This is a genomic window from Pseudomonas migulae (assembly GCF_024169315.1).
GTDB lineage: Bacteria > Pseudomonadota > Gammaproteobacteria > Pseudomonadales > Pseudomonadaceae > Aquipseudomonas > Aquipseudomonas migulae_B.
On sequence record NZ_JALJWR010000001.1, the window covers coordinates 790,686 to 813,423 of the forward strand.

A 22,738-nucleotide genomic window follows, 5' to 3' on the forward strand; every position below is an offset into this window, starting at 1 on the left:
ACCGCAACGCGATGGGATCGATCCCACGGGTCCCAGGTTGTTTTCAGTCGCGTCAGTCCATCGACTCCAACCGCAAGGCATCCCCCAGCAGGCTCAGTACAGCAGCGATGTCATGATCGCCGCCAAACGCATGATTCAAGCGCAAGTGCTGCGTGTGCAGGCCCTGCAGACTGAAGAGCTCCCCCGGCGCAATCACCACATGATGTTTGAGTAAGCGCTGGAACACTCGACGCATATCGACCTGACGCAGTGAGCGTGCCCAGATCGTCGCCCCGCCCTGAGGATCGACGACCTGCAGGGCGTCGCCCAGACGCTCCTGCAATATCTGCGTCATCTGCACCTTGCGATCCTTGAGCAACCTGCGCAACACATGAAGGTGCTGATCGATCCGGCCACTGCCGTACAAACGGGCAATGGCTTTCTGGCGAATCGGTGACAGGCGAAATGAGCGTAGCAGAAAGTGCCGCTGCAACTGCTCGCTGAAATGCCGCGACAGCAGATAGCCGTAGGGCGCTTCCGGACCGATGATTTTCTCGAACGTGGAGAACACGATCAGTCGGTCGGGGTCGAGCAGGTCGCGGAATCGCAGACCGCCGGGCTCGAATTCGAGCTCGCCGTAACAGTCGTTTTCCAGCACCCAACTGCCGTGCTGTTCCAGCAACTGCGCAACGGCTTGTCGATTGTCATCGGGCGGCAGGCTACCCCGCGGCACACTCACCCCCGACGACAGCATCACCAGCCGCACCGGCCGGGTTTCCAGCAGTTCCTTGAGTCGCTCGACGTCCAGGCTGCCATTGGCTTGCATCGGCCATTCGATCACTTGAACGTCCGCCGCCTGAAGCAGGCGCAGAATCGTCCAGTCACACGGCGACTCGACGACCACCGCCGCCTCTTTGAGACCCAGCACAGCGATCAATATTTCCAGGACGCCGCGCAAATCCGCGCCGACATAGACGTCATCGGCATGCCAGCAGCGCACCGGCGACGTGGTGTAACGTGCGGCGAGCGCGGTGCGCAGTTCGAGCTCGCCGCACGGTTGTGAAGGTGGTTGCGGCAGACGCGGGTACTGACGCAGCAGTTCACGTTCCAGCAGCAACAACGGACTGTCGAGGGGCTGCAGCAGCGCTGGCTCATCGGCGCTGAAGACCAGCATGCCCGGACGCCTGGCGCTGACATAGACGGTTTCGAGCAGGTCGTTGCAGTGCCGGGCATATTGATCGAGGACACTGGCAACGCGTAGTAGCCGGACTTGGCCACCGAGTAGACACGGCCTTCTTTCTCCAGCAGGGAATAAGCGTACTGAATCGTCGAGATCGACACGCTCAGACGATTGGCCAGCTGACGCAACGATGGCAAGCGCACACTCGTGTCGCTGACCGGCTCGTTGATCAGGTGGGTCAAGTATCGGTACACCGCCTGATAGGCAAAGTCGGTCTCGCGAGGTCCTTTCAACGTCCCGCTGACCATTCACCCGCCACCGCTGCATCATGGTCGCCGGCTTCGGATTGCCCGTCCGCGTCTTCGAGCTCCCCGTCAGCCGCGCTGCCCTCGACCCCAGGCACCGGCCCCATGCGGTACAGCTTGCCGATCAGGCTGACAGGCAGCCCGCTGACGTCGACCATCCATTGCACAATCTGCTCCGGCACCGGGTTGCCCTGCATCGCCCGGTGCAAGTCAGGCATCGCGACCAGCATGCCCGGGTGGCACTGGCGCAGGAAACGCTCGAGCCCAGCGCCGTTGTCGACAAAAGGTGCGAAGAGCAGGCACACCAACTGCGCTTCGCTCAACCCGAGGCTTTTCTGCGCCTCGGCCGCTGCCAGTGCGCGCTGTTCGGACTGCCTCGCCGGGTTGCCAAAGACCTCCACGGCTTGCTCGCACAGACGTTCCGGCAGATGCTTGCGGCGCATCATCACCAAGGCGCGCTGCAAATATTCGGCGATGCCTGACTCATAGCTGTGACCGTGCATGAAGCACGCTTGCAAACCCCGGACATGGGCAGAAATCGAAGGGCTGACGTATTCGTTGTCGCTGAGCTGTGCGGTGAGTTCGTCAGGTTGAAAACCCAGGAACTCGGTGAGCAGCGGCCACCGCTCTTCCCGGTTGCTGACCAGCATGTCGTGGATGTCGATGAACGTGGTGCGACGGCAGGCTTCAAACTGTTCGGCCGGGCGCCATTGGGCTTGCCCCTGCCCGTCATAAAAGGCGCGGTAACAATCGCTGCCGAGTTCGTCGAGCACCGCAAACAGCACATCAAAGCCTGTTCCGGAATGATTCGACGTCTCGATCCCGGCCTTCGCGGCTGCCCGCTTCAGGCCATCGATAAACTGTTTCTGCTGACGCGGTGCGTCGCTGCAGACCAATGCATCGACGCCGCTGTTCCACCGGGCGATCTGCCCCACGAATTCGCCAATAGCCAGATACCCGTCGTCCCACAGACTGATCGGCCCGTCCAGGGGCTGGCGGTGCCCCACCATCAGCAGGTTGAGTCGATTGGTTTCGCGGCCCGCCTCCGAAATCGGTGCCAGGTGCCTGAACGGCAAAACCTCCCGATTATCGGCCATCAATACTTCGACCCGAGGATCATCATAGAGAAACAAGGCGCTGTAGCTGCGATGAATGTTGTCTTGAACCGTCGAACTGACGCCGTTCATGCGCAGTGAAGCCACGCGCAACTGGAACGTGGCAGGCGCCCTGCCGGCAATACTCAGCTGTGCGGCCCGCAGCAGCGCCAGGGTGTAGCAGCTGTCCCGGGAACCGGACTGGATGGCCAGCACCTTGTACTCGCCAATGCGCTCCATGCCACCGGCGGTGACCACCAACCGCTGAATCAGCAGCTGCAATGCCGTGCGTTCGGCCCGGGAAAAGAAACTCAGCAAACGTTGCAGCATTTGCTGATAAACATAATTCATCGCCTGGTCATGGATGAGGGTCATCTTTATTTACCTGATAGTTCAATAGTGCGCAAACAACACTATGCAATGCGCAGACGAATTGTCTGCCACGCATGAAGAGCTGGACGTTATTCAAATACTAACACTCAAACCTTGAGTAATTATTTGACATGACTCGATAGCGCAACAGTTCCGGCCAAAGCCAGTCCGCCGGAAAGCCCCGTAAAACCTGGGCTCTCGGGCTGCGAGAGAGGTCCTAGGAAATATCCGACAACGCCCCACAGACATTTAGCACAAGAAATAAAGAAAGAAGTCGCACACGCTTGTTTGGCAACTGCACAACGATCAACAGTTTGTCGGAAATGTATTAAAGATGTTTGTTGAAAAGTATCAAACCGATACCCAGCCATGACTCTTTCCTTGAGATGAAAGTAATCATTCAATTATCAGGGCTTAAATGACGATTAGAAGATACAGATCGAGAGCAAAAACCAGTTCAGTTGCGGAACTGACTCCATCGACAGATGGGCGTCTCACGTTTTCAGAAGACAAAAAAAAGTCCGTGCAGGCACGGACTTTTTTTCAGCGTGTGTTACGCAGGTTCGACCTGCAAGGCGACCCGTTCGCGGCATGGGCATTCGTCCATGTAGCGGTGTGCTTCGACAAACTCGGAAAACGGGAAGACCCGAGTCTTGAGTGGCAGCAGCACGCGGTCAGCGGTCAGCTGGTTGATGTCGCGCAAGGCACGTTGCAGTGCCACCTGGTCCTGGATGATGCCCAACTCCGGCTTGCCGGTGAAGTTGCCGATGCAGTGAACGAAGAACTGAATGTTCTTCTGAAACGCCGCGCAGGCCGGGAACGGCGTCTGATTACCGCCTTGCAGGCCATACAGCACCAGGCTGCCACGAGGCGCGAGCACATCGCCGAGCAGTGACATCTGCGGGCCGCCGAGGCCATCGAACACCACGTCGACACCGCGGTTGTCGGTGATTTTGTTGATCCGCATGAGCAGATCTTCTTCCTCGGTGACGATGACTTTTTCGGCACCCAGCGACAGCAGGTATTCACGCTCTTCAGCTGTCTTCGTGGCGGCAATCACCCGTACACCTAAAGCCTTGCCCAACTGTACAAAGGAAGGACCGGCACAGTGACTGGCGTCGGTGACCAGGGCGAACTGACCAGGCTTGACCCGTGCCAGATCGGCATACGCGAAGTAGGCAATCAACAGCGGCGTGTAATGCACCGCCGCTTCAATCGGGCTGAGCACGTCCGGATAACGGGTCAGTGCCGAGCGCGGCAGAACGATCTGCTCGCCATAAACGGGATAGTCGTTCGGGCTTTCAGCCGGGAAGCTGGCGACCTTGTCACCGACAGCCAGATCATCGACGCCCTCGCCTACCGCCGTCACGACGCCAGACATTTCATGGCCGAGGCCTGAAGGCAGACGAGCGTGGGACGAGGCCAGGTTCTGGCGCCAGAGAATGTCGTACCAGCTGATGCCAATCGCCTCGACGCGCACCTGCACTTCGCCCGGCGCAGGGAGAGCGGCCGCATGCTCTTCGCATTTGAGCACCTCGGCTGGACCAAACTTGTGAAAACGGATCGTGCGTGACATCGCAAACCTCGCCAAAGAAACCTCTAATGCCCTGAACTCTATCTGGGCTTTCTACCCAAGACTATCAGTGGCTATTAATAGTCGACATGCCTGTCATTGATTCCGCAGCATCCACAGGATCAACGGTTATCGTAAAATCCAGAGTAGCCATTCCAGGGAAACTGAATTATTCGGTGCAGAGTAGCAGCCTTTCCCCGTAAGATTCATGCCGGCCATTGTTCTCATATGGCCGCTCTCGTCAAGCTTGATGACTCTTCCAGGACTCCAGATGAATCGTAATGACCTGCGTCGTGTCGACCTGAACCTGTTAATCGTTTTCGAAACATTGATGCACGAACGCAGTGTGACCCGCGCCGCGGAGAAATTGTTCCTCGGCCAGCCGGCCATCAGTGCGGCGCTCTCACGCCTGCGCGGGCTGTTCGATGACCCGTTGTTCGTGCGAACCGGGCGCAGCATGGAGCCTTCCGCCCGTGCGGTGGAAATCTTCGCCCTGCTCTCTCCAGCCCTGGATTCGATTTCCACCGCTGTCAGCCGTGCGGCAGAATTCGATCCGGCGACCAGTACGGCGGTGTTCCGCATTGGCCTGTCGGACGATGCCGAGTTCGCGCTGCTGCCGTTACTGCTCAAGCGTTTGCGTGCGGAGTCGCCGGGGATCGTATTGGTGGTGCGTCGGGCCAACTACATCCTGATGCCGAGCCTGCTGGCCTCGGGCGAGATTTCAATCGGCGTCAGCTACACCACCGACCTGCCAGCCAACGCCAAGCGCAAAGTGCTGCGCCGCAGCATGCCCAAACTGTTACGCGCCGACAGCGTACCGGGGCCGTTGAGCCTGGATGACTTCTGCGCCCGACCCCATGCGCTGGTCTCCTATGCCGGTGACCTGAGCGGCTTTATAGATGAAGAACTGGAAAAGCTCGGGCGCAAACGTCATGTGGTGCTCGCGGTGCCGCAGTTCAACGGGCTCAACACGCTCATCAGCGGGACCGATATCGTCGCGACGGTGCCTGACTACACCGCGGACGCGTTGACGGCGGGCGGCGGTTTGCGGGCTGAAGAACCGCCGTTGCCGGTGCGTACCTTTGAATTGCACATGGCGTGGCGTGGGTCCCAGGATAATGACCCGGGGGAGCGTTGGTTGCGGTCGCGGATTCAGATGTTCTTTGGCGATCCTGAGAGTCTTTAGGCGTCGTCGGGTAGGCTGTTTAGCTGATCATTTCTGGCTTTTCATAGGCCATGGAGATCCATTCACTTCCAGTGGATTGCTACATTGGGGGCACATCTAGGGGCATTCTTTGGATAGTTTGAAAAGTATGCCCCCAGGGTTTGCTCAACGTCCCGAGAATGCCCCATCAGTGGCTATCTGGAATAAATGCACATGTCGGTACTGCGTATAGCTGTTGTAGTTGGATGCATTTGGGTAGGTTCGGTGTTGGCAGCGGAGCCGACCGAAAAAGTCGTGCGGATTGCACAACTCGTGATAGACCCTGCTCAATTGGCGGCTTACCAAACGGCGGTCAAGGAGGAAATGGCTGACTCTGTTCGGCTTGAGCCAGGCGTGCTCGCGATTTATTCGGTGGCGGAAAAGGACCACCCGAACCGCCTTCACTTCTTCGAAATCTATGCAAACGAAGTGGCCTACAAAAGCCATATCGCATCTGCCCATTTTCAGAAATACGTGAAAACGACAAAGTCGATGATCGTGTCCAGAACGCTTATCGAAACCGACCCGGTGCAGCTCAGCGCACAGCAAGGTCAATGATTGGGCAATTATTTGCTCGGATTGTGCAATCAGGCCCGCAGGCACAGCATTGAAGATTACGCAAAGAATCCAGCCGGCTCGCGTGAAGCGGTCCTGGCGGTACATGGCAAGCAAGCCAATGATCCGAAGAAGCTGGCGCAGGCCTTGATTATCTTGGCCCACACTGAAAAGCGTCCACTGCGCTTCACCGCTGGCAGCGACGCTATCGGCTATTTTGAAGACGAACTTCAGAAACGTCATGAGGAACTGGCGGCGTGGCGTGATCTCTCGGTGTCACTCGCTCACGACTGATATCGCACTGTCCAACGCGGGGCTCTGAAAGGCATTCGGTTCGCCATTCAGTTTTTGCCTGCCCCGCGCATCGCCATTTCAAGGTGGGTTGTTATCAAGTCATAACCGCTCAAGCCTTGGCAGGTGCCAACTCAGACCGCCGCGCATCGCGAAAGGCAAACATGAACACCAGCACCACACCCAGGGAAAAGAACGCCGGGAACAACCAGATGCTCTGCCACTGGTGACCCGCAGGGGTGGCGTAGTAATCAGAGACATGGCCCGCGACCCAGAAACCGATCAGCATGCCAACGCCGTAGGTGGCCAGGGTAATCAGGCCCTGGGCCGAGCTTCTGAAACGCTCAGGGGTTTTCGCGTCGGTATAGATCTGCCCGGACACAAAGAAAAAGTCGTAGCAGATGCCGTGCAGAGCAATGCCGGTGAACAGCATAAAGGCCAGGTCGGCGTTATTGCCGTAGGCGAACAGCACGTATCGCAAGGCCCAGGCCAGCATGCCCATCAGTAACGCGATCTTGATGCCGAAACGGTGAATGAACAGGGGCAGCAGCAGCATGAACAGGACTTCGGAGACCTGCCCGATGGCCATCTTCGCCGTGGGATTGGTCATGCCTATGTCGGCGAGGAACGGATTGGCATTCTGGTAATAGAACGCCAGCGGGATACAGATCAGGATCGAGGCAATGAAGAACACCAGGTAGCTGCGGTCTTTCAGGAGACCCAAGGCATCTAGGCCGAGGATCTGTTTAACACCGGTTCGCGTTGTTTCGGCTTTCAGCGGCGCCGTACTGGGCAGCGTGAAGCTGTAGACGCCCAGCACCAGCGACGCCAGCGCCGCCATCAGGAAGGTGTTGCGCAGGCCACCGGAAGCAATCGCGGCTTTCGAGTCCCAGGCAAACACAAAACTGATCATCACACCCGCGACAATCCAGCCCACGGTGCCCCACACCCGAATACGCGAGAACTCCAGCGCCGGATCGCGCATCTGGCGAAAAGCCACGGAGTTGACCAGTGCCAGGGTCGGCATATAGATCATCATGTAGGCCAGCACGTAGGGATAGAACGCGCCGAAGTCCGGCGCTCGGTATAGCTGATAGAGCAACACAGCCCCCACCAGGTGCAGCACCGCCAGGATGCGTTCGGCATTGAAGAAGCGGTCAGCGATCAGCCCGATCACGAACGGGGCAATGATCGCGCCCCAGGACTGGGTCGAGAACGCCATGCCAATCTGCCCGCCGCTGGCGCCCAACTGGCTGGACAGAAAAGTGCCCAGGGTGACGAACCAGCCACCCCAGATAAAGAACTGCAGAAACATCATGGCGCTCAAGCGCGCAGTCATCCACGTCATAACAGTCACCGTCTTATTGTTATTGAAAGAAACTGGTGAAACTCAGGCGTCAGGCAAGCCCAACAAACGTCTGTTGGAAGCCGCATCGCTGGCCACGCTGACAAAATCGTCAAAGGCCTTTTGGCTTCGGCTAATCATGTGGTCACGGATGAACCCCGCGCCTTCGGCAGCGCCTTGGGCGGAGTCTTTGAGGCAGCACTCCCACTCCAGCACGGCCCAACCGGTGAAGCCGTATTGGGTCAGCTTGCTGAAGATCGACTTGAAGTCGATCTGGCCATCACCCAACGAGCGGAAACGCCCGGGGCGCTCGACCCAACCCTGGTAACCGCCATAGACACCGGAGCGCGCATCGGGACGGAACTCCGCGTCCTTGACGTGGAACATGCGGATGCGTGAGTGATAACGGTCGATAAACCCCAGGTAGTCCATTTGCTGAAGCAATAGGTGGCTGGGGTCATAGAGGATGGCCGCACGGGGATGATGATTGACCGCCTCGAGGAAACGCTCGAATGAGGCGCCGTCGTGCAGGTCTTCACCCGGGTGAATTTCGTAGCATAGGTCGACGCCGGCCTGATCAAAACAGTCGAGGATCGGCAGCCAGCGCTTGGCCAGTTCGGCAAAACCTTGCTCCACCAAACCGGCCGGGCGCTGTGGCCAGGGGTACATATAGGGCCAGAGCAAGGCCCCGGAAAACGTTGCGTGTGCCGTCAGGCCCAGACGCTGGCTGGCCCGTGCTGCCAGCTTCAATTGCTCGATCGCCCACTCGGTACGCGCCTGGGGTTGGCCACGCAGATGCGCCGGCGCGAAGTCATCGAACAGCGCATCGAACGCCGGGTGCACGGCCACCAACTGCCCTTGCAGGTGGGTGGACAGTTCGCTGATTTCAACCCCGGCGCTGGCGCAGACGGCCTTCAGATCATCGCAATAGCTCTGGCTTTCGGCTGCGCGTTCAAGGTCGATGTAGCGCGTGCCCAGGGTCGGTAGTTGAATGGCTGTGTAGCCCTGGGACGCTGCCCATTGGGCGATATTGGCCAGAGAGTCGAAAGGCGCTTCATCGGTGATGAACTGCGCCAGGAATATCCCGGGGCCACGCAGGCCTTGAGGGGCAAGGGCATTCGGGGGCACGGCAGCCGTCTGCGGTTTCATCGGCTGCACTCCAGCGGGGTCCACTTGGCATCGCTGGTGTGGCTGGCGATGGCCGCTTCGATAAAGGCCATGCCACGCAGGCCCACCTCGATCCCCGGCACACCCGGCGCGGTGTGGCCTTCAACCTCGCCGCGAATAGCCTGGGCAAAATCGCCATACAGATTGGCCATGGCTTCCAGGTAACCTTCGGGATGACCAGCGGGCAAGCGCATACGCTGGGTCGCCGCCTCGCACAACCACGGCTGCCCGGTGCCGGAGCGCAAGACGCGCATCGGTTGCTCCAATGAACGATGAATCAGGCTGGCGGGTTGTTCCTGGCGCCATTCAAGGCCGCCCTTGTCACCGTAGACACGAATACTCAGCGGGTTCTCTTCCCCCGCGCAGACCTGGCTGGCGATCAGCACGCCACTGGCGCCCTGCTCCATCTTCAGCAGCATCGCGGCGTCGTCATCCAACTGACGGCCCTCGACGTGCACACCCAGACTGGCACACAGGTGGGTGACGGTTTGATCAGCCACAAACTCCGCCAGGGAAAAAGCATGGGTGCCGATATCGGCGATGCAGCCGCCCACTCCGGACAGTTCCGGCTGCCCACGCCACTCGGCCTGCTTGTTGCCCTGCCCGGCCACATCCTGGCTGAGCCAGCCCTGGGGATACTCCACCAGGACCTTTCGCACCACGCCAATCAAGCCACTGCGCACCATTTCCCGCGCTTGCCAGACCATGGGGTAACCGAGGTAGGTGTGGGCCAGGCCATAGAGCCCAACGCTGCTGTGCAAACGGGTTTTCAGGGCCTGCAGCTCAGCCAGGTTCAAGGCCGCGGGCTTCTCGCAGAACACATGGAAACCGGCGGCCAGCGCTTCGCTGGCCACCGGTGCGTGAAGATGATTGGGGGTGACAATCACCAGCAGTTCCATGCGCTGTTCGGCCGGCAGCGCGCGCTCGGCCTCCAGCATTGATTGCCATGTGCTGTAGCAGCGTGATTGCGCCAGGCCCAGGTGGCTGCCCGTACGCAGGTTGTTCTGCGCGTCGCGACTGAACGCACCGCAAACCAGCTCAAAGCGCCCATCGAGCCCCGCGGCCTGGTGATGAGCCTGGGCGATAAACGAACCCTCCCCCCCACCGACAAAGCCCATTCTTATTTTGGGTATCACTGTGTTCATCGCTGACCTTCTCTGTCCGGCTCGGTTGAAAGCTGTTTCCATAAAAATGTAACCGGTTACATTTCAACTGGAATTTATGCGCTGGAGAGTAAGCTGTCAAATCGATAATCCACGGTCGCGAGGATTCAAGCGCAGGCAGACCTGCTGTAAGCTCGCCCGACGCTCAGTTCAAACATGAGGTGATTTTGTCCAATATTCGTGAAGTCGCCCGGCTCGCCGGCGTTTCGGTGGCTACCGTATCGCGCACCCTGACATCACCCGACCGCGTACGTCAGGCCACGCGGGACAAGGTCAACGCTGCCGTCGAACAGGCGGGTTATCGCCCCAACTTGATGGCAGTCCAGTTTCGCTCTCGGCGCACCGCCAACCTGGTCATCCTCGTCCCGAAAATTGCCAACACGTTTTTTGCGCGCGTGATAAGCGGCGCACAACAGGCCGCCCAGGCCGCGGGTTATCGACTGTTGCTCTGCGACACCCAGGGCCGCGAAGACATCGAGCGCGAGTTTGCCGAACTGGTTGACGCCCATCAGGCCGATGGCGTGATTCAGTTGCGTGCCTACGATCCTTTTCCGGCAGACCGCGCAGACACGCCGCCGATGATCAACGCCTGCGAAGTGATCAAGGACGGACGCCATCCCACCATCAGCCTCGACAACCAGGCAGCCGCCAAAGCGATGACCGAACACCTGATCGGTTTGGGGCATCGTCGGATTGGCTTGATCAAGGGCCCTCAAAGCAGCCCACTGACCCAGGATCGAGTGGCGGGCTACCAGGCGGCATTGGCTCAGGCAGGCCTCACCAGCGACCCGGCGATTATTTGCCATGGCGACTTCAGCTTGCGCGCCGGCTATGACGGTGCTGCCACCCTGCTGACGCTACCCGATCGTCCCACTGCGCTGTTTTGCGAGAACGACGAGATGGCCATTGGCGCGCTCAAGCGCATCAAGGAAGCAGGCCTACGCGTGCCTGAAGATATCTCTTTGGTGGGATTCGATGATATTCCGTTGGCGCATTACTGTGATCCACCGCTGACCACCATTGCCCAGCCCGCCGAAGGCTTTGGGCGCAGAGCCGTGGAGATGCTGATCAACCTGATCGAAAAAAAAACCAATCTTCAGCAGCATGTGATCCTGCCTTTTGAACTGACTATACGTAAAAGCTCTGCTGCCCCGTCAGTACAACAGACAGAGGGGCGCTTTTGATATCTTAGAAAAGTGGCCACACCAGGATCAGCAAAGATAGTGGCTAGCAAGAGGCTGACCGGATCAGTGATACCTCGGCATATGAATCAAGGAGTGTTTTGCGGCTTTCCTAGAAGGGCCATTAGGCAGGATTGTGGTAGGGGCGCGACCACATCCGATCGAAGGTAACCTCCTCCACTCATACGCTTAGTTGAAAGATCGCCGTTCGCAATCGCTCGCGCATCTCGCGCCATTGGGGGCAAATATGGGGGCATCGTTAGTTTTTAACGACCTGAAACCACCGTTTTAGAGCCCAGTCAAAATGTTCTTTGGGGATCCGGATAGCCTGGCCTGATCCTGAAGTCTTGTTGGGGCCGACGGTCTCTTCGCGGGCAAGCCTCGCTCCTACAGTTGATCGCATCCCTGTAGGAGCGAGGCTTGCCCGCGAAGGGAGCGACTCGCTCTCACGCCGATTCCTTGCATTACTGGCAACACAGAATTGCCGTCAAGCACATTGATCGCCTTGCTACCGCAGGCGCATGCTAGAGGGCTCGCTTTGAACTTATATCATTCCGAATGATAGTTACCTTCGCTTCATTCGATTCGTGCCATACCACCTCGCCGAGCATCATCCGCCCATCTCAATACATTGGCGGATGCATCCATGGAACAGTCACTCAAACATTTGCGCTTCCCCTTGGCCATGTTGGCCGTGCTGGTGATGAGCGCTTGCGGCAAGGCTCCGGAGTCTGCCGCGACCATGCCTGCGGCGAAAGTCAGCGTCGCCAAGGTGCTGGAACAACCGGTCAACGAGTGGGACGAATTCACCGGGCGCCTTGAAGCGCCGGAAACGGTAGAGATTCGTCCACGGGTCTCCGGCCAGATCGATGACGTGGCCTTCACCGAAGGCGCGCTGGTCAAGAAAGGTGACCTGCTGTTCCAGATCGACCCACGCCCTTTCCAGGCTGAGGTCCGCCGGCTCGAAGCGCTGGTTGCTCAATCCCGCGCCAATGCCACCCGTAGCGAAAATGAAGCCCAGCGCGGTGAACGCCTGCGCACCAGCAACGCGATTTCCGCCGAACTGGCCGATTCGCGCACCAGCGCGGCACAAGAAGCTCGCGCCGCTGTCGGTGCGCTTCAAGCGCAACTGGACTTGGCCAAACTGAACCTGAGCTTCACCCGCGTCACCGCGCCAATCAGCGGCCGCGTCAGCCGTGCGGAAATCACCGCCGGCAACCTGGTGACCGCCGATACCACCCCGCTGACCAGCGTGGTGTCCACCGACAAGGTCTACGCCTACTTCGACGCCGATGAGCGTGTGTTCCTCAAGTACACCCAGCTCGCTCGCCAGGGCAAACGCGGCGCCACCACCCCGGTGTACCTCGGCCTGTCCAACGAAGACGGCAACCCGCACCAGGGCGTGATGAACTTCGTCGACAACCAGGTCAACCCGAAAACCGGCACCATCCGTGGTCGCGCGGTGTTCGACAATACCGATGGCACCTACACCCCAGGCCTGTATGCGCGGCTGAAACTGGTCGGCAGCGGCACCTACTCCGCCGTGCTGATCAACGACGAAGCCGTCGGCACCGACCTCGGTAAAAAGTTCGTGCTGGTGATGGATGCGGACAACAAAACCGCCTACCGCGCGGTCGAGCTGGGACCAAAAATCGAAGGCCTGCGCATCGTGCGCAACGGCCTGAACAAGGACGACACGATCATCGTCAAGGGCCTGCAGCGGGTACGTCCCGGTTCGCCAGTCACCCCTGAAGTGATCCCGATGGCCAGCGAGCAAACCCTCGCGGCACTCGCACAACAACGACAAGCGCTGGAAGCCAGCAACCTGCCCCAAGTCGCGCCTGCGAAGGCCGCGCCGGGTTCGGTTGTGAAACTGGCTGCTGCGACTCCACGCGGTTAAGGGACAACAACTCCGATGAATTTTTCCCAATTCTTCATTTCTCGGCCGATCTTTGCAGCGGTGCTGTCGCTGCTGATCCTGATCGCCGGTGCCATCTCGCTGTTCCAGTTGCCGATCAGCGAATACCCGGAAGTGGTGCCGCCGACCGTTGTGGTCCGTGCCAACTTCCCGGGCGCCAACCCAAAAGTCATCGGTGAAACCGTGGCCGCTCCACTGGAGCAAGCCATCACCGGCGTCGAGAACATGCTGTACATGTCCTCGCAGTCCACCGCTGACGGCAAGATCACCCTGACCATCACCTTTGCGCTGGGCACTGACCTGGACAACGCGCAGGTACAGGTGCAGAACCGCGTGACCCGGACCGAGCCGAAACTTCCAGAAGAAGTGACGCGCATCGGTATCACCGTGGACAAGGCATCGCCCGACCTGACCATGGTCGTGCACTTGACCTCGCCGGACAAACGCTACGACATGCTCTACCTGTCCAACTACGCCTTGCTCAACATCAAGGATGAGCTGGCGCGTCTGGGCGGTGTCGGTGATGTGCAACTGTTCGGCATGGGCGATTACTCGCTGCGTGTATGGCTTGACCCGAACAAGACTGCCTCGCGCAACCTGACCGCCACCGATGTGGTGACCGCGATTCGTGAGCAGAACCGTCAGGTGGCGGCCGGTGCCCTGGGCGCCCCGCCTGCACCGAATGCCACGGCGTTCCAGTTGTCGGTCAACACCCAGGGCCGTCTGGTTTCTGAAGAAGAGTTCGAGAACATCATCATTCGCTCCGGCGACAACGGTGAAATCACTCGTCTAAAAGACATCGCGCGCGTTGAGCTCGGTTCCAGCCAATACGCCCTGCGTTCCTTGCTGAACAACCAACCGGCGGTGGCGATCCCGATCTTCCAGCGCCCGGGTTCCAACGCGATCGAAATCTCCAACGAAGTGCGCGACAAGATGGCAGAGCTGAAGAAGAGCTTCCCGGAAGGCATGGACTTCAGCATCGTCTATGACCCGACGATCTTCGTGCGCGGCTCCATCGAAGCGGTGGTTCACACCCTCTTCGAAGCACTGATCCTCGTTGTTCTGGTGGTGATCCTGTTCCTGCAGACCTGGCGCGCCTCGATCATTCCGTTGGTGGCGGTGCCCGTATCGTTGATCGGTACCTTTGCGGTGATGCACCTGTTCGGCTTCTCGCTGAACGCCTTGTCGCTGTTCGGTCTGGTGCTGGCCATCGGCATCGTGGTCGACGATGCGATTGTGGTGGTGGAGAACGTGGAAAGGCACATCGAGCTGGGAGAAACGCCCGTAGAAGCCACCAAGAAAGCCATGCGAGAGGTGACCGGGCCGATCATCGCGACGGCGCTGGTGCTGTGTGCGGTATTTATCCCGGCGGCGTTCATTTCCGGACTCACCGGCCAGTTCTACAAACAGTTTGCCCTGACCATTGCCATCTCGACCGTGATCTCGGCGTTCAACTCGCTGACACTGTCCCCTGCCCTGGCCGCCGTGCTGCTCAAGAGCCACCATGCGCCGAAAGATCGCTTTACCAAAGTGCTCGATAAACTATTGGGCGGCTGGCTGTTCCGTCCGTTCAACCGGTTCTTCGAACGCGCCAGCCATGGCTATGTCGGCACCGTAGCCAGGGTCATCCGCAGCAGCGGTATTGCCCTGCTGTTGTACGCAGGCCTGATGGTGCTGACCTTCTTCGGTTTCGCCCACACCCCGACCGGTTTCGTACCCGGCCAGGACAAGCAATACCTGGTGGCTTTCGCGCAACTGCCGGACGCTTCGAGTCTGGACCGCACCGAAGACGTGATCAAACGCATGTCCGACCTGGCGCTGAAACAGCCTGGCGTGGAAAGTGCGGTGGCCTTCCCCGGCCTGTCGATCAATGGATTCACCAACAGCCCGAACGCCGGCATCGTGTTCGTGACCCTGAAACCGTTCGACGAGCGTAAAGACCCGAGCATGTCCGCCGGTGCGATTGCCGGTGCATTGAACGGTCAGTTCGCCGGGATTCAGGAAGCCTACATGGCGATCTTCCCGCCGCCGCCGGTACAAGGCCTGGGCACCATCGGTGGTTTCCGCCTGCAGATCGAAGACCGGGGCAACCTGGGCTACGACGAGCTGTACAAAGAAACCATGAACATCATCACCAAGAGCCACAACGTGCCGGAACTGGCCGCGCTGTTCACCAGCTACACCGTGAACGTGCCGCAGGTCGATGCCGCCATCGACCGTGAAAAAGCCAAGACCCACGGCGTGGCTGTCAGCGACATCTTCGACACCCTGCAGATCTACCTGGGTTCGCTGTATGCCAACGACTTCAACCGCTTCGGTCGTACCTATCAGGTCAACGTTCAAGCCGAACAGCAGTTCCGCCTCGAGCCGGACCAGATCGGTCAGCTGAAAGTGCGTAACAACAAAGGCGAGATGATCCCGCTGGCGACCTTCATCAAGGTCAGCGACACCTCGGGCCCGGACCGTGTGATGCACTACAACGGCTTCATCACCGCTGAAATCAACGGTGCGGCAGCCCCCGGCTACAGCTCCGGCCAGGCTCAGGTGGCCATCGAGAAACTGCTCAAGGAAGAACTGCCGAACGGCATGACCTACGAATGGACCGACCTGACCTACCAGCAGATTCTGTCCGGCAACACCGCGCTGTTCGTGTTCCCGCTCTGCGTATTGCTGGCGTTCCTGGTGCTCGCGGCGCAGTACGAAAGCTGGAGCCTGCCACTGGCGGTGATCCTGATCGTACCGATGACCCTGCTGTCGGCCATCGCTGGTGTGATTGCTTCGGGAGGCGACAACAACATCTTCACCCAGATCGGCTTGATCGTACTGGTGGGACTTGCGTGCAAGAACGCGATTCTGATCGTCGAGTTTGCCAAGGATAAACAGCAGGACGAAGGCATGAGCCCGCTGGCTGCGGTGCTCGAAGCGTGCCGTCTGCGTCTGCGGCCGATCCTGATGACCTCCTTCGCGTTCATCATGGGTGTGGTGCCACTGGTGTTCTCCAGCGGTGCCGGTGCCGAAATGCGTCATGCCATGGGTGTGGCGGTGTTCTCCGGGATGCTCGGGGTGACCTTCTTCGGTCTGTTGCTGACGCCGGTGTTCTACGTATTGATTCGTAACTTTGTGGAGCGCGGTGAGAAACGCAAAGCGGCCAAGGCCCTGAAACTGGAGGCGCAACAATGAGCCTGAAAGCCTTCCTGCCGAGCCTGCTGGTACTGGCCCTGAGTGCCTGTGCCGTGGGCCCGGACTACAAGACCCCAGCCACCGAGCCGGCCAACATCACGACCGCTACCGATGGCGCTGCCGGCCAGAAAAACTTCGACCGTTCGCGTTTCGAAGGTATCTGGTGGCAGCAGTTCGAAGACCCGACCCTCAACCAGTTGGTGACGCAATCTCTGCAAGGCAACCGCGATTTGCGCGTGGCCTTTGCACGCTGGAAAGCGGCCCGGGCGATTCGTGACGACGCCAGCAATGACGCTATGCCGACCATCACCAGCCGCGCCAGCAGTGATCTGGGCAAAGGCCAGATTCCGGGCCAGACCACCAAACGGGTCAACAGCGAACGCTATGACCTGGGTCTGGACATGGCCTGGGAACTGGATCTGTTCGGTCGCATCCAGCGCAACCTGGAATCCAGCGACGCCGAGCAGCAAGCGGCTGAAGCCGATCTGTACCAACTGCAAGTCAGCATGATTGCCGAACTGGTGGACGCCTACGGTCAACTGCGCGGCGCACAACTGCGGGAAAAGATTGCCCTGGCCAACCTGAACAACCAGCAGGAATCGCGCAAGATCACCGAGAGCCTGCGTGATGCCGGCGTCGGCGATCAGCTCGATGTGGTCCGCGCCGATGCACGCCTGGCGGCCGTCGAAGCCAGCGTGCCGCAGTTGCAGGCTGAACAGGTTCGACAGAAAAACCGTATCGCCACCTTGCTGGGTGAACGTCCGGACAAACTGACCGTCGACCTGAGTCCTAAGGACTTGCCGGCCATCGCCAAGGCATTGCCGATCGGTGACCCGGGCGAACTGCTGCAACGTCGCCCGGACATTCTCAGCGCCGAACGTCAACTGGCTTCGGCCACGGCACGTATCGGTGTGGCCAAGGCGGATCTGTTCCCTCGGGTCAGCCTCAGCGGCTTCCTCGGCTTTACCGCCGGGCGCGGTTCGCAGATCGGTTCCTCGGCGGCCAATGCCTGGGCACTGGGCCCAAGCATCACCTGGGCAGCGTTTGACCTGGGCAGTGTTCGAGCGCGTTTGCGCGGTGCCGACGCGGAAGCCGAAGGTGCTCTGGCGACCTACGAGCAGCAAGTACTGCTGGCCCTGGAAGAATCGGAAAACGCTTTCAGTGATTACGGCAAACGCCAGCAACGCCTGATTTCGCTGATTCGTCAGAGTGAATCCAGCCGCGCGGCCGCCGACCTGGCGGAAATTCGCTACCGCGAAGGCTCGTCGGACTTCCTCGTCCTGCTCGATGCCCAGCGCGAGCGTCTGGCAGCGGAAGACACCCAGGCCCAGGCTGAAGTCGATCTGTATCGCGGCATCGTCGCGATCTACAAGGCCCTTGGCGGCGGCTGGCAACCAGAGACGGTCGCCAGCAAGTAACAGAGCTCTTTTGGTTGGCCGCAGCCAACCAGATTTTTTTGCCCCGCGCCTCATTCGGTCGCGGGGCTTTTTTTTGTCTGCTTACAATGTTGAATCCACCACTAATCCAATGTGGGAGCGGGCTTGCTCGCGAAGGCGGTGTTTCAGTCGCCATCTATGTTGCCTTACACACCGCATTCGCGAGCAAGCCCGCTCCCACAAGGGTTCAGTGTTGGTCTTGGGATTTGTGGGTTTCCTGGACGGTCACTGTCGCCGTCGTCCCCGCCCGCAGTTTGTCTTTGCCGGCATAGTCGCCATCGATCTTGATCCGCACCGGCACTCGCTGTGCCAGTTTGACCCAGGTGTAACTGGGGTTGATGTTGGCGAGCAGGCGGCTGCCGGGCAGGTTTTCCCGGTCGGCGATGGCGAAGGCGATGCTTTGCACCGTGCCGCCAAAACGCTCGCCACTCATCAATTCAATGTCGACCCGGTCACCCTCACCGATTCGCGGCAGTTTGGTTTCTTCAAAATAGCCGCTGATGTAAAAGGATTCGCTGTCCACCAGCGCCACTAACGGACCACCCGATGTCGCATAGTCGCCCTGTCGGGTCAGTAGATTGGTGACGTAGCCACTGACCGGCGATACGACCCGAGTGCGCTCCAGGTCGTGCTCGGCCTCGGCCAATGCGGCTATGGCCAGATGCACGTTGGCCTGGGCGAAACCCAGATTGGCCTGGTTGCGCAGCAAATCGGCCTGGGCCACCGAGACATCGGTGCTGGATTTTTCCCACTCTTCACCGGAAATCGCCGCGCGCTCCTTGAGTGTACGGCGGCGACGCTCCTCGCTCTGACGCTGTTTGAGCAGCGCCTGGCTGGCGACGATGGTTGCTTCGGATTGCCCGAGTGAAGCCTTCGCCACTTCCACCGAACGCTTGGCATGTTCCACCGCCAGGGCGTAGCGCGAGGGATCGATTTCCAGCAGCAACTGCCCCTTCTCCACGTGCTGGTTGTCCTGCACGCCGAGGTTGACGATGCGCCCTGCGACATCGGCGGACAAGGTCACCACATCGGCACGCACCCGCGCGTCCCGGGTCCAGGGGGCGCGGGTGTAATACTCCCAGGCGAACCAGCCGAGCACAAAGGCCAGCACTACCACGACCACTGTCGTGAATCGGGCGAGGATCTTCTTCAATGCATCAGGCTCCCATCAGCAGAATCAACGTGGCACACACGCAGGCGTACAACGCGCCCTCGAACAAGGCTTCATGCCACACGAACTGCAACACGCCGAGGCGCCGCAGAATCCAGTCCAGCAGCAGGAAAACCGGCAAGCCCAGCAGCAGCGCCTGCGCAATCGGCGGCAGGTAGACACCGCCTATTTCCAGATCAATGGGCAATCGCGGGTACTCCTTCTTGTGGCGTTGCAGGTTCAAAGTGGCCACGGTGACGCTCGAGGAACGACACCACGATCAATAGCGCCACACGCATGCGGAACACCGACCACAGATGCTCATGCACACTGGAATGCAGCGCATCCAGCTCATCGCCCAGGGCGTGCAAGTTGTCGAGCACACGATCCACTTCAACGTCAGCCCGACCGGCGACCAGTCGCCCGGTTTCCCGAACCGTAGCGAACAGCCGGCTTTGCAGTTCCGGGCTCAGTAACGTGTTGTCCTGCCCCTGTTGCCTCAGCTGGTTCAACGCAATGCCCAACGCCATGCAACCGAGGCTGACGTCGAACAGGTCACGCGCTGACTTGTCCTGGATGGACGGCAACAGTCCCAGCATCATGGTCAGGCGATCGACCATACGGCTCTCGAAGGCAAACTGGTTTTCATCGGTGGCCGGGGTTTTCAGCAAGGCGTAGACCTGCTCGCAATTTTCCTGGTGCAGCCGACGAATACGCAGTACTGGCCTGAAGGGGAAAATCAAGGCGTACACACTCAACGCCAGTGCAGCGGCGCAGACATACGAGCCGGCGAATTCGAACCACTGGGTCGCGGTGTTCTGTCCCAATCCAGTGTTTTGCGGGCCCAGCAACAGAAAGGTCGACAACCCGAGCCCAATCCCCGTCCCCGTAGTGGGCGGGCTGGATAACCCCACCGCGACCGCGTAAAGCAAGGGCGCCAGCAACAGCGCCAACAGTTCGAAGCTGCTGATCATCGGCACCAGCGCGAATTGCAGAACCGCCGAGACCACCAGCGCAAGGCCCAGGCCTCGGGCGAAGCTTTGGGCGGCCAGCAGCGGCCGCGGAAAGGTGGCCATCAGCGAGCAGAGAATCCCGGCAACGATCATCCCACCCCGAGCGCCGTCCCAGCCGGTTTCGATCCAGATCAGACCGGCCACCATCAGTGCGCAAAAGGCGCGAATCGCGTTCATCGCCGCCAGCGTGTAGTCCATGTGCAGCGGGTTTTTCTGCCCGCGATGGAGACTGCTGGCTTTGCGCCCGCTCTGGATCGCATCGCTCAACTCCAGAATCGTTTCAAACTGCTGCAACAGACGCGCCTGCTCCCAGCGCAACGACCACGACAGCGAGCGCAAGGTCGCCGAAAAAGGTTCGATGAGTTGCTCCGAACGATAAGCCAGAGCATCGAAACGCTTCTGCAACGTTGCGAATTGGCGCCGTTGTTCATTGGGCATCGCACGTCCCAGCTGCGCCAGTTGATCGAGAAACAGTACTTCTTCGGCGAGCAAACGCTGGATCTCCTGGGGAATCTCGCCGTCCAGACGCTCGAGCAACAACTGCCGCTGATGGCGCAACGCGGTGAGCCGCGCGGTCAGCAGCATCAGTTGATTGCCGAGCAACTGCACCAGGTCATCGGCACTGCGCAAGCGCGGCGCGTCGTAATACAGATGCCGGCGTACTCCCTCCAGTGCGCTGATCTGGCTGAGCAGCTGCATTTGCCGAAGGTGGAAATCGGCCTCGCTTTCCTCGGTATGAATCGCGGCGCTGGCATGGGTCGCCAGCAGTTTGATCACCTGATCGATCCTGGCGAAGTAATCCTTGGCCACGGCTTCCGGGCGCGCGGTCAGGAGGCTGACGACACACACGCACGCCACCGCCAGCAACGTCTCCGTCACGCGGGTCACGGCCAACAGAAAGGTGCCGTCCTGATCGGGGACCGCCAGCAGTCCCACCACCACCGCGGTATAACCGCTGAGCACAAAGGCCTGGGAGCTGGTGTAGCGCAACAAGGTGCCACCGGCGGTACACAGCGCCAGCCACAGGGACAGCGTAATAAGGAAAGGCAGTGGCGCTTGAGGGAATATCGCCATGATCACCACCGCCACCACCGCGCCCAGGGTAGTGCCGATGATTTGGCCGAAGCTGCGAGCCAGCGCCATTCCCCCCAAGGGCTGGCTGACGATGACCACCGCCATGATCGACCACTTGGGCTGGTCGAGGTCAAACAGAAATGCCAGGTACAGCGTCAACAGCCCGGCCGCGATGGTTCTCAAGGCGAACAGCACGACCCCCGGCCCGGGGTTGAATATTGCCTTGAAGTATTGAAGCAGCGGTTGCATGGGAGTGCTCTTCGAGTCATCTCCTGCAAGCGTAGTCACTGGTTCGGTGCCTCGACGGGGTTTCAGTGTCGACAGGACCTGTAGGAAAAATACTGACGATCCGCTGCCGAATGGCCTCAGGGTTTGACTCGCGGCCCCACCTGACCGAAGCTGGCAACCTTGCAAAAGCTCGCCAGTTCCCGGATTCCTGCATGCCCAAGTCCCGCCGCTACCTGATCATCAGCCTCAGCGTCCTGTTTGCCATCGGCCTTGCGTGGGTCTTTCTGCGCAGCACGACCCCCGTGGTGCCGGAAGCGATCAGGCGCGGTTACAGTGAAGCGCTGACGCAAGCCCGGGCAGGTCAACCGGGCGCGGCGCGGGTTCTGTATCAGCAATTGGCTCGTACCGATATCTCACCCAAGCGCCGCGTCTGGCTGCATGCCGAACTGCCCAACTACCCCAGTTCCGTAGCCCTGAAACTGGCGGACGCCGACCTGCAACATCCCTCGGCCGATGTGCGTATCGCCGCCATCAGAAGCATCAGCGGACTGGTCCCCAGTGGTCAGCGCAGCCTGCTGTTGGGCCCGTTGCTCGATGACAGCGAACAACCAGTCCGGTTTGCCGCGGTCAACGCATTGCTGGGCTTGTCGCCGGACGACCTGGGTTTGTATTTCGGACCGTTGCAGCAGGCCATCGATGCCTGGGAACAGGTGCTCACGCAAGCGCCTGAAAGCGCGGACAACCAGTATCAGTTGGCCCGGTTGCACCTGCACAACGGTGAATTCAAAGCGGCACAACAGGCGCTTGAAAATACCCTGCGCCTGGCCCCCGCCAATCTGCCCGCACTGGTGATGCAGATCGAAGTGCTGGACCGGCAAGGACAAAGCGAAGCCGCCCGGCTGCTGTTGGCCAAACAGCTGAAGGCCCAACCCGATTCCGCTTACCTGCAACATGCCCTGGGGATGTGGTTGCTGCACCATGGCCAGAGTGAGTTCGCCCTGCTCGGCTTGTCCAAGGCTGTGGAACTTGAACCGGACAACAAGGATTACCGCTACGACCTGGCGACGACGCTGCATGGCGAGCAAGAGCTTGAAGCGGCGCAGAAACAGTTGCAGGAAATCGTCCAGCGCCACCCCGCCGACCGCAAGGCACGGGTCCTGCTGATCAACTACTGGAAAGAAAGCGGGCAGTTGCAGAACGTGCAGATCCTGTTGGCGCAACTTGAACAACTCAACCCCGACGACCCGGCATTGCAACAAGGTCTTTAAAACTTCGTGGTTCTTCAGGCCGTCTTCGCTGGCAAGCCATGCTCCTACAATGTGGTTTTGTT

At 59.8% G+C, this 22,738-nt stretch carries 16 protein-coding genes and 1 pseudogene; 8 read left to right on the forward strand and 9 right to left on the reverse strand.

The genetic code is table 11. The annotated features are described in order from the left end of the window. Positions 1-52 precede the first annotated feature (52 nt). The 3 genes and pseudogenes from J2Y86_RS03550 to J2Y86_RS03560 form a co-directional block, all read right to left on the reverse strand. Positions 53-1,452, reverse strand: a pseudogene (locus tag J2Y86_RS03550) (PLP-dependent aminotransferase family protein). Beyond that, entirely contained in the window at positions 1,449-2,933 is a 1,485-nt protein-coding gene (locus tag J2Y86_RS03555; RefSeq protein WP_253428192.1) for a hypothetical protein, read from the reverse strand. Before J2Y86_RS03555 ends, J2Y86_RS03550 begins: the two are co-directional and overlap by 4 nt. A gap of 550 nt (positions 2,934-3,483) precedes the next feature. Next, positions 3,484-4,506, reverse strand: coding sequence for a zinc-dependent alcohol dehydrogenase family protein (locus J2Y86_RS03560; RefSeq protein ID WP_253428195.1), 1,023 nt, complete (start codon positions 4,504-4,506; stop codon positions 3,484-3,486). Between the two features lie 268 nt (positions 4,507-4,774). Here J2Y86_RS03560 and J2Y86_RS03565 point away from each other — a divergent pair, with 268 nt between their 5' ends. From J2Y86_RS03565 to J2Y86_RS03575, 3 genes are all read left to right on the forward strand, one after another. Then, a complete protein-coding gene (locus J2Y86_RS03565; protein WP_253428197.1) occupies positions 4,775-5,689 on the forward strand; it encodes a LysR family transcriptional regulator in 915 nt (304 codons plus the stop codon). 192 nt (positions 5,690-5,881) lie between these two features. Beyond that, entirely contained in the window at positions 5,882-6,265 is a 384-nt protein-coding gene (locus tag J2Y86_RS03570) for a putative quinol monooxygenase (protein ID WP_253428198.1), read from the forward strand. Further along, the gene (locus J2Y86_RS03575) at positions 6,266-6,556 is read left to right on the forward strand and encodes a hypothetical protein (protein ID WP_253428200.1); all 291 of its coding nucleotides are present in this window, start codon (positions 6,266-6,268) and stop codon (positions 6,554-6,556) included. A 109-nt stretch (positions 6,557-6,665) separates the two neighbouring features. On the opposite strand, the gene J2Y86_RS03580 is transcribed toward J2Y86_RS03575, so the two are convergent. Genes J2Y86_RS03580 through J2Y86_RS03590 form a run of 3 tightly spaced genes read right to left on the reverse strand, consistent with a single transcriptional unit; the run spans position 6,666 to position 10,210 of the window. Then, positions 6,666-7,901 (reverse strand): nucleoside permease, encoded by a 1,236-nt coding sequence (locus J2Y86_RS03580; RefSeq protein WP_253428202.1) that lies wholly within the window; start codon positions 7,899-7,901, stop codon positions 6,666-6,668. Between the two features lie 42 nt (positions 7,902-7,943). Next, positions 7,944-9,047, reverse strand: a complete 1,104-nt coding sequence (locus J2Y86_RS03585; protein ID WP_253428204.1) for a sugar phosphate isomerase/epimerase family protein — start codon at positions 9,045-9,047, stop codon at positions 7,944-7,946. Continuing rightward, positions 9,044-10,210, reverse strand: coding sequence for a Gfo/Idh/MocA family protein (locus tag J2Y86_RS03590; protein WP_253428206.1), 1,167 nt, complete (start codon positions 10,208-10,210; stop codon positions 9,044-9,046). The genes J2Y86_RS03585 and J2Y86_RS03590 overlap by 4 nt, the downstream gene beginning before the upstream one ends. A 185-nt stretch (positions 10,211-10,395) precedes the next feature. Between J2Y86_RS03590 and J2Y86_RS03595 the strand changes: the two genes are divergently transcribed. The 4 genes from J2Y86_RS03595 (at position 10,396) to J2Y86_RS03610 (ending at position 17,925) form a co-directional block, all read left to right on the forward strand. Continuing rightward, positions 10,396-11,412: a LacI family DNA-binding transcriptional regulator gene (locus J2Y86_RS03595; protein WP_253428207.1), complete on the forward strand. Its 1,017-nt coding sequence runs from the start codon at positions 10,396-10,398 to the stop codon at positions 11,410-11,412. 643 nt (positions 11,413-12,055) lie between these two features. Continuing rightward, positions 12,056-13,309, forward strand: coding sequence for a multidrug efflux RND transporter periplasmic adaptor subunit MexE (mexE, locus tag J2Y86_RS03600; RefSeq protein WP_253428208.1), 1,254 nt, complete (start codon positions 12,056-12,058; stop codon positions 13,307-13,309). Between the two features lie 15 nt (positions 13,310-13,324). Further along, a complete protein-coding gene (locus tag J2Y86_RS03605) occupies positions 13,325-16,507 on the forward strand; it encodes an efflux RND transporter permease subunit (protein WP_253428209.1) in 3,183 nt (1,060 codons plus the stop codon). Further along, complete coding sequence (locus tag J2Y86_RS03610) at positions 16,504-17,925, forward strand: efflux transporter outer membrane subunit (RefSeq protein WP_253428210.1); 1,422 nt, start codon at positions 16,504-16,506, stop codon at positions 17,923-17,925. Before J2Y86_RS03605 ends, J2Y86_RS03610 begins: the two co-directional genes overlap by 4 nt. Positions 17,926-18,130: 205 nt before the next feature. Here the strand turns inward: J2Y86_RS03610 and J2Y86_RS03615 are convergent, their stop codons facing one another. The 3 genes from J2Y86_RS03615 to J2Y86_RS03625 are packed head-to-tail and all read right to left on the reverse strand — an operon-like array spanning position 18,131 to position 21,429. Beyond that, positions 18,131-19,096 carry an HlyD family efflux transporter periplasmic adaptor subunit gene (locus J2Y86_RS03615; RefSeq protein ID WP_253428211.1) on the reverse strand — a complete coding sequence of 322 codons (966 nt, stop codon included), beginning with the start codon at positions 19,094-19,096 and terminating at the stop codon, positions 18,131-18,133. A gap of 4 nt (positions 19,097-19,100) precedes the next feature. Next, the gene (locus tag J2Y86_RS03620; RefSeq protein WP_253428212.1) at positions 19,101-19,301 is read right to left on the reverse strand and encodes a DUF1656 domain-containing protein; all 201 of its coding nucleotides are present in this window, start codon (positions 19,299-19,301) and stop codon (positions 19,101-19,103) included. Continuing rightward, on the reverse strand, positions 19,291-21,429 hold the full coding sequence (locus tag J2Y86_RS03625) for an FUSC family protein (protein ID WP_253428213.1): 2,139 nt from the start codon (positions 21,427-21,429) through the stop codon (positions 19,291-19,293). The genes J2Y86_RS03620 and J2Y86_RS03625 overlap by 11 nt, the downstream gene beginning before the upstream one ends. Before the next feature lie 191 nt (positions 21,430-21,620). Between J2Y86_RS03625 and J2Y86_RS03630 the strand changes: the two genes are divergently transcribed. Further along, complete coding sequence (locus J2Y86_RS03630) at positions 21,621-22,676, forward strand: tetratricopeptide repeat protein (protein WP_253428214.1); 1,056 nt, start codon at positions 21,621-21,623, stop codon at positions 22,674-22,676. Positions 22,677-22,738: the final 62 nt, after the last annotated feature.

Coding starts and splice junctions, on each gene's coding strand:
- J2Y86_RS03580 (WP_253428202.1), bottom strand. CDS start 7,901: ATGACGTGGATGACTGCGCGCTTGAGCGCCATGATGTTTCTGCAGTTC.
- J2Y86_RS03590 (WP_253428206.1), bottom strand. CDS start 10,210: ATGAACACAGTGATACCCAAAATAAGAATGGGCTTTGTCGGTGGGGGG.
- J2Y86_RS03570 (WP_253428198.1), top strand. CDS start 5,882: ATGTCGGTACTGCGTATAGCTGTTGTAGTTGGATGCATTTGGGTAGGT.
- J2Y86_RS03565 (WP_253428197.1), top strand. CDS start 4,775: ATGAATCGTAATGACCTGCGTCGTGTCGACCTGAACCTGTTAATCGTT.
- J2Y86_RS03610 (WP_253428210.1), top strand. CDS start 16,504: ATGAGCCTGAAAGCCTTCCTGCCGAGCCTGCTGGTACTGGCCCTGAGT.
- J2Y86_RS03560 (WP_253428195.1), bottom strand. CDS start 4,506: ATGTCACGCACGATCCGTTTTCACAAGTTTGGTCCAGCCGAGGTGCTC.
- J2Y86_RS03555 (WP_253428192.1), bottom strand. CDS start 2,933: ATGACCCTCATCCATGACCAGGCGATGAATTATGTTTATCAGCAAATG.
- J2Y86_RS03585 (WP_253428204.1), bottom strand. CDS start 9,047: ATGAAACCGCAGACGGCTGCCGTGCCCCCGAATGCCCTTGCCCCTCAA.
- J2Y86_RS03630 (WP_253428214.1), top strand. CDS start 21,621: ATGCCCAAGTCCCGCCGCTACCTGATCATCAGCCTCAGCGTCCTGTTT.
- mexE (WP_253428208.1), top strand. CDS start 12,056: ATGGAACAGTCACTCAAACATTTGCGCTTCCCCTTGGCCATGTTGGCC.
- J2Y86_RS03605 (WP_253428209.1), top strand. CDS start 13,325: ATGAATTTTTCCCAATTCTTCATTTCTCGGCCGATCTTTGCAGCGGTG.
- J2Y86_RS03625 (WP_253428213.1), bottom strand. CDS start 21,429: ATGCAACCGCTGCTTCAATACTTCAAGGCAATATTCAACCCCGGGCCG.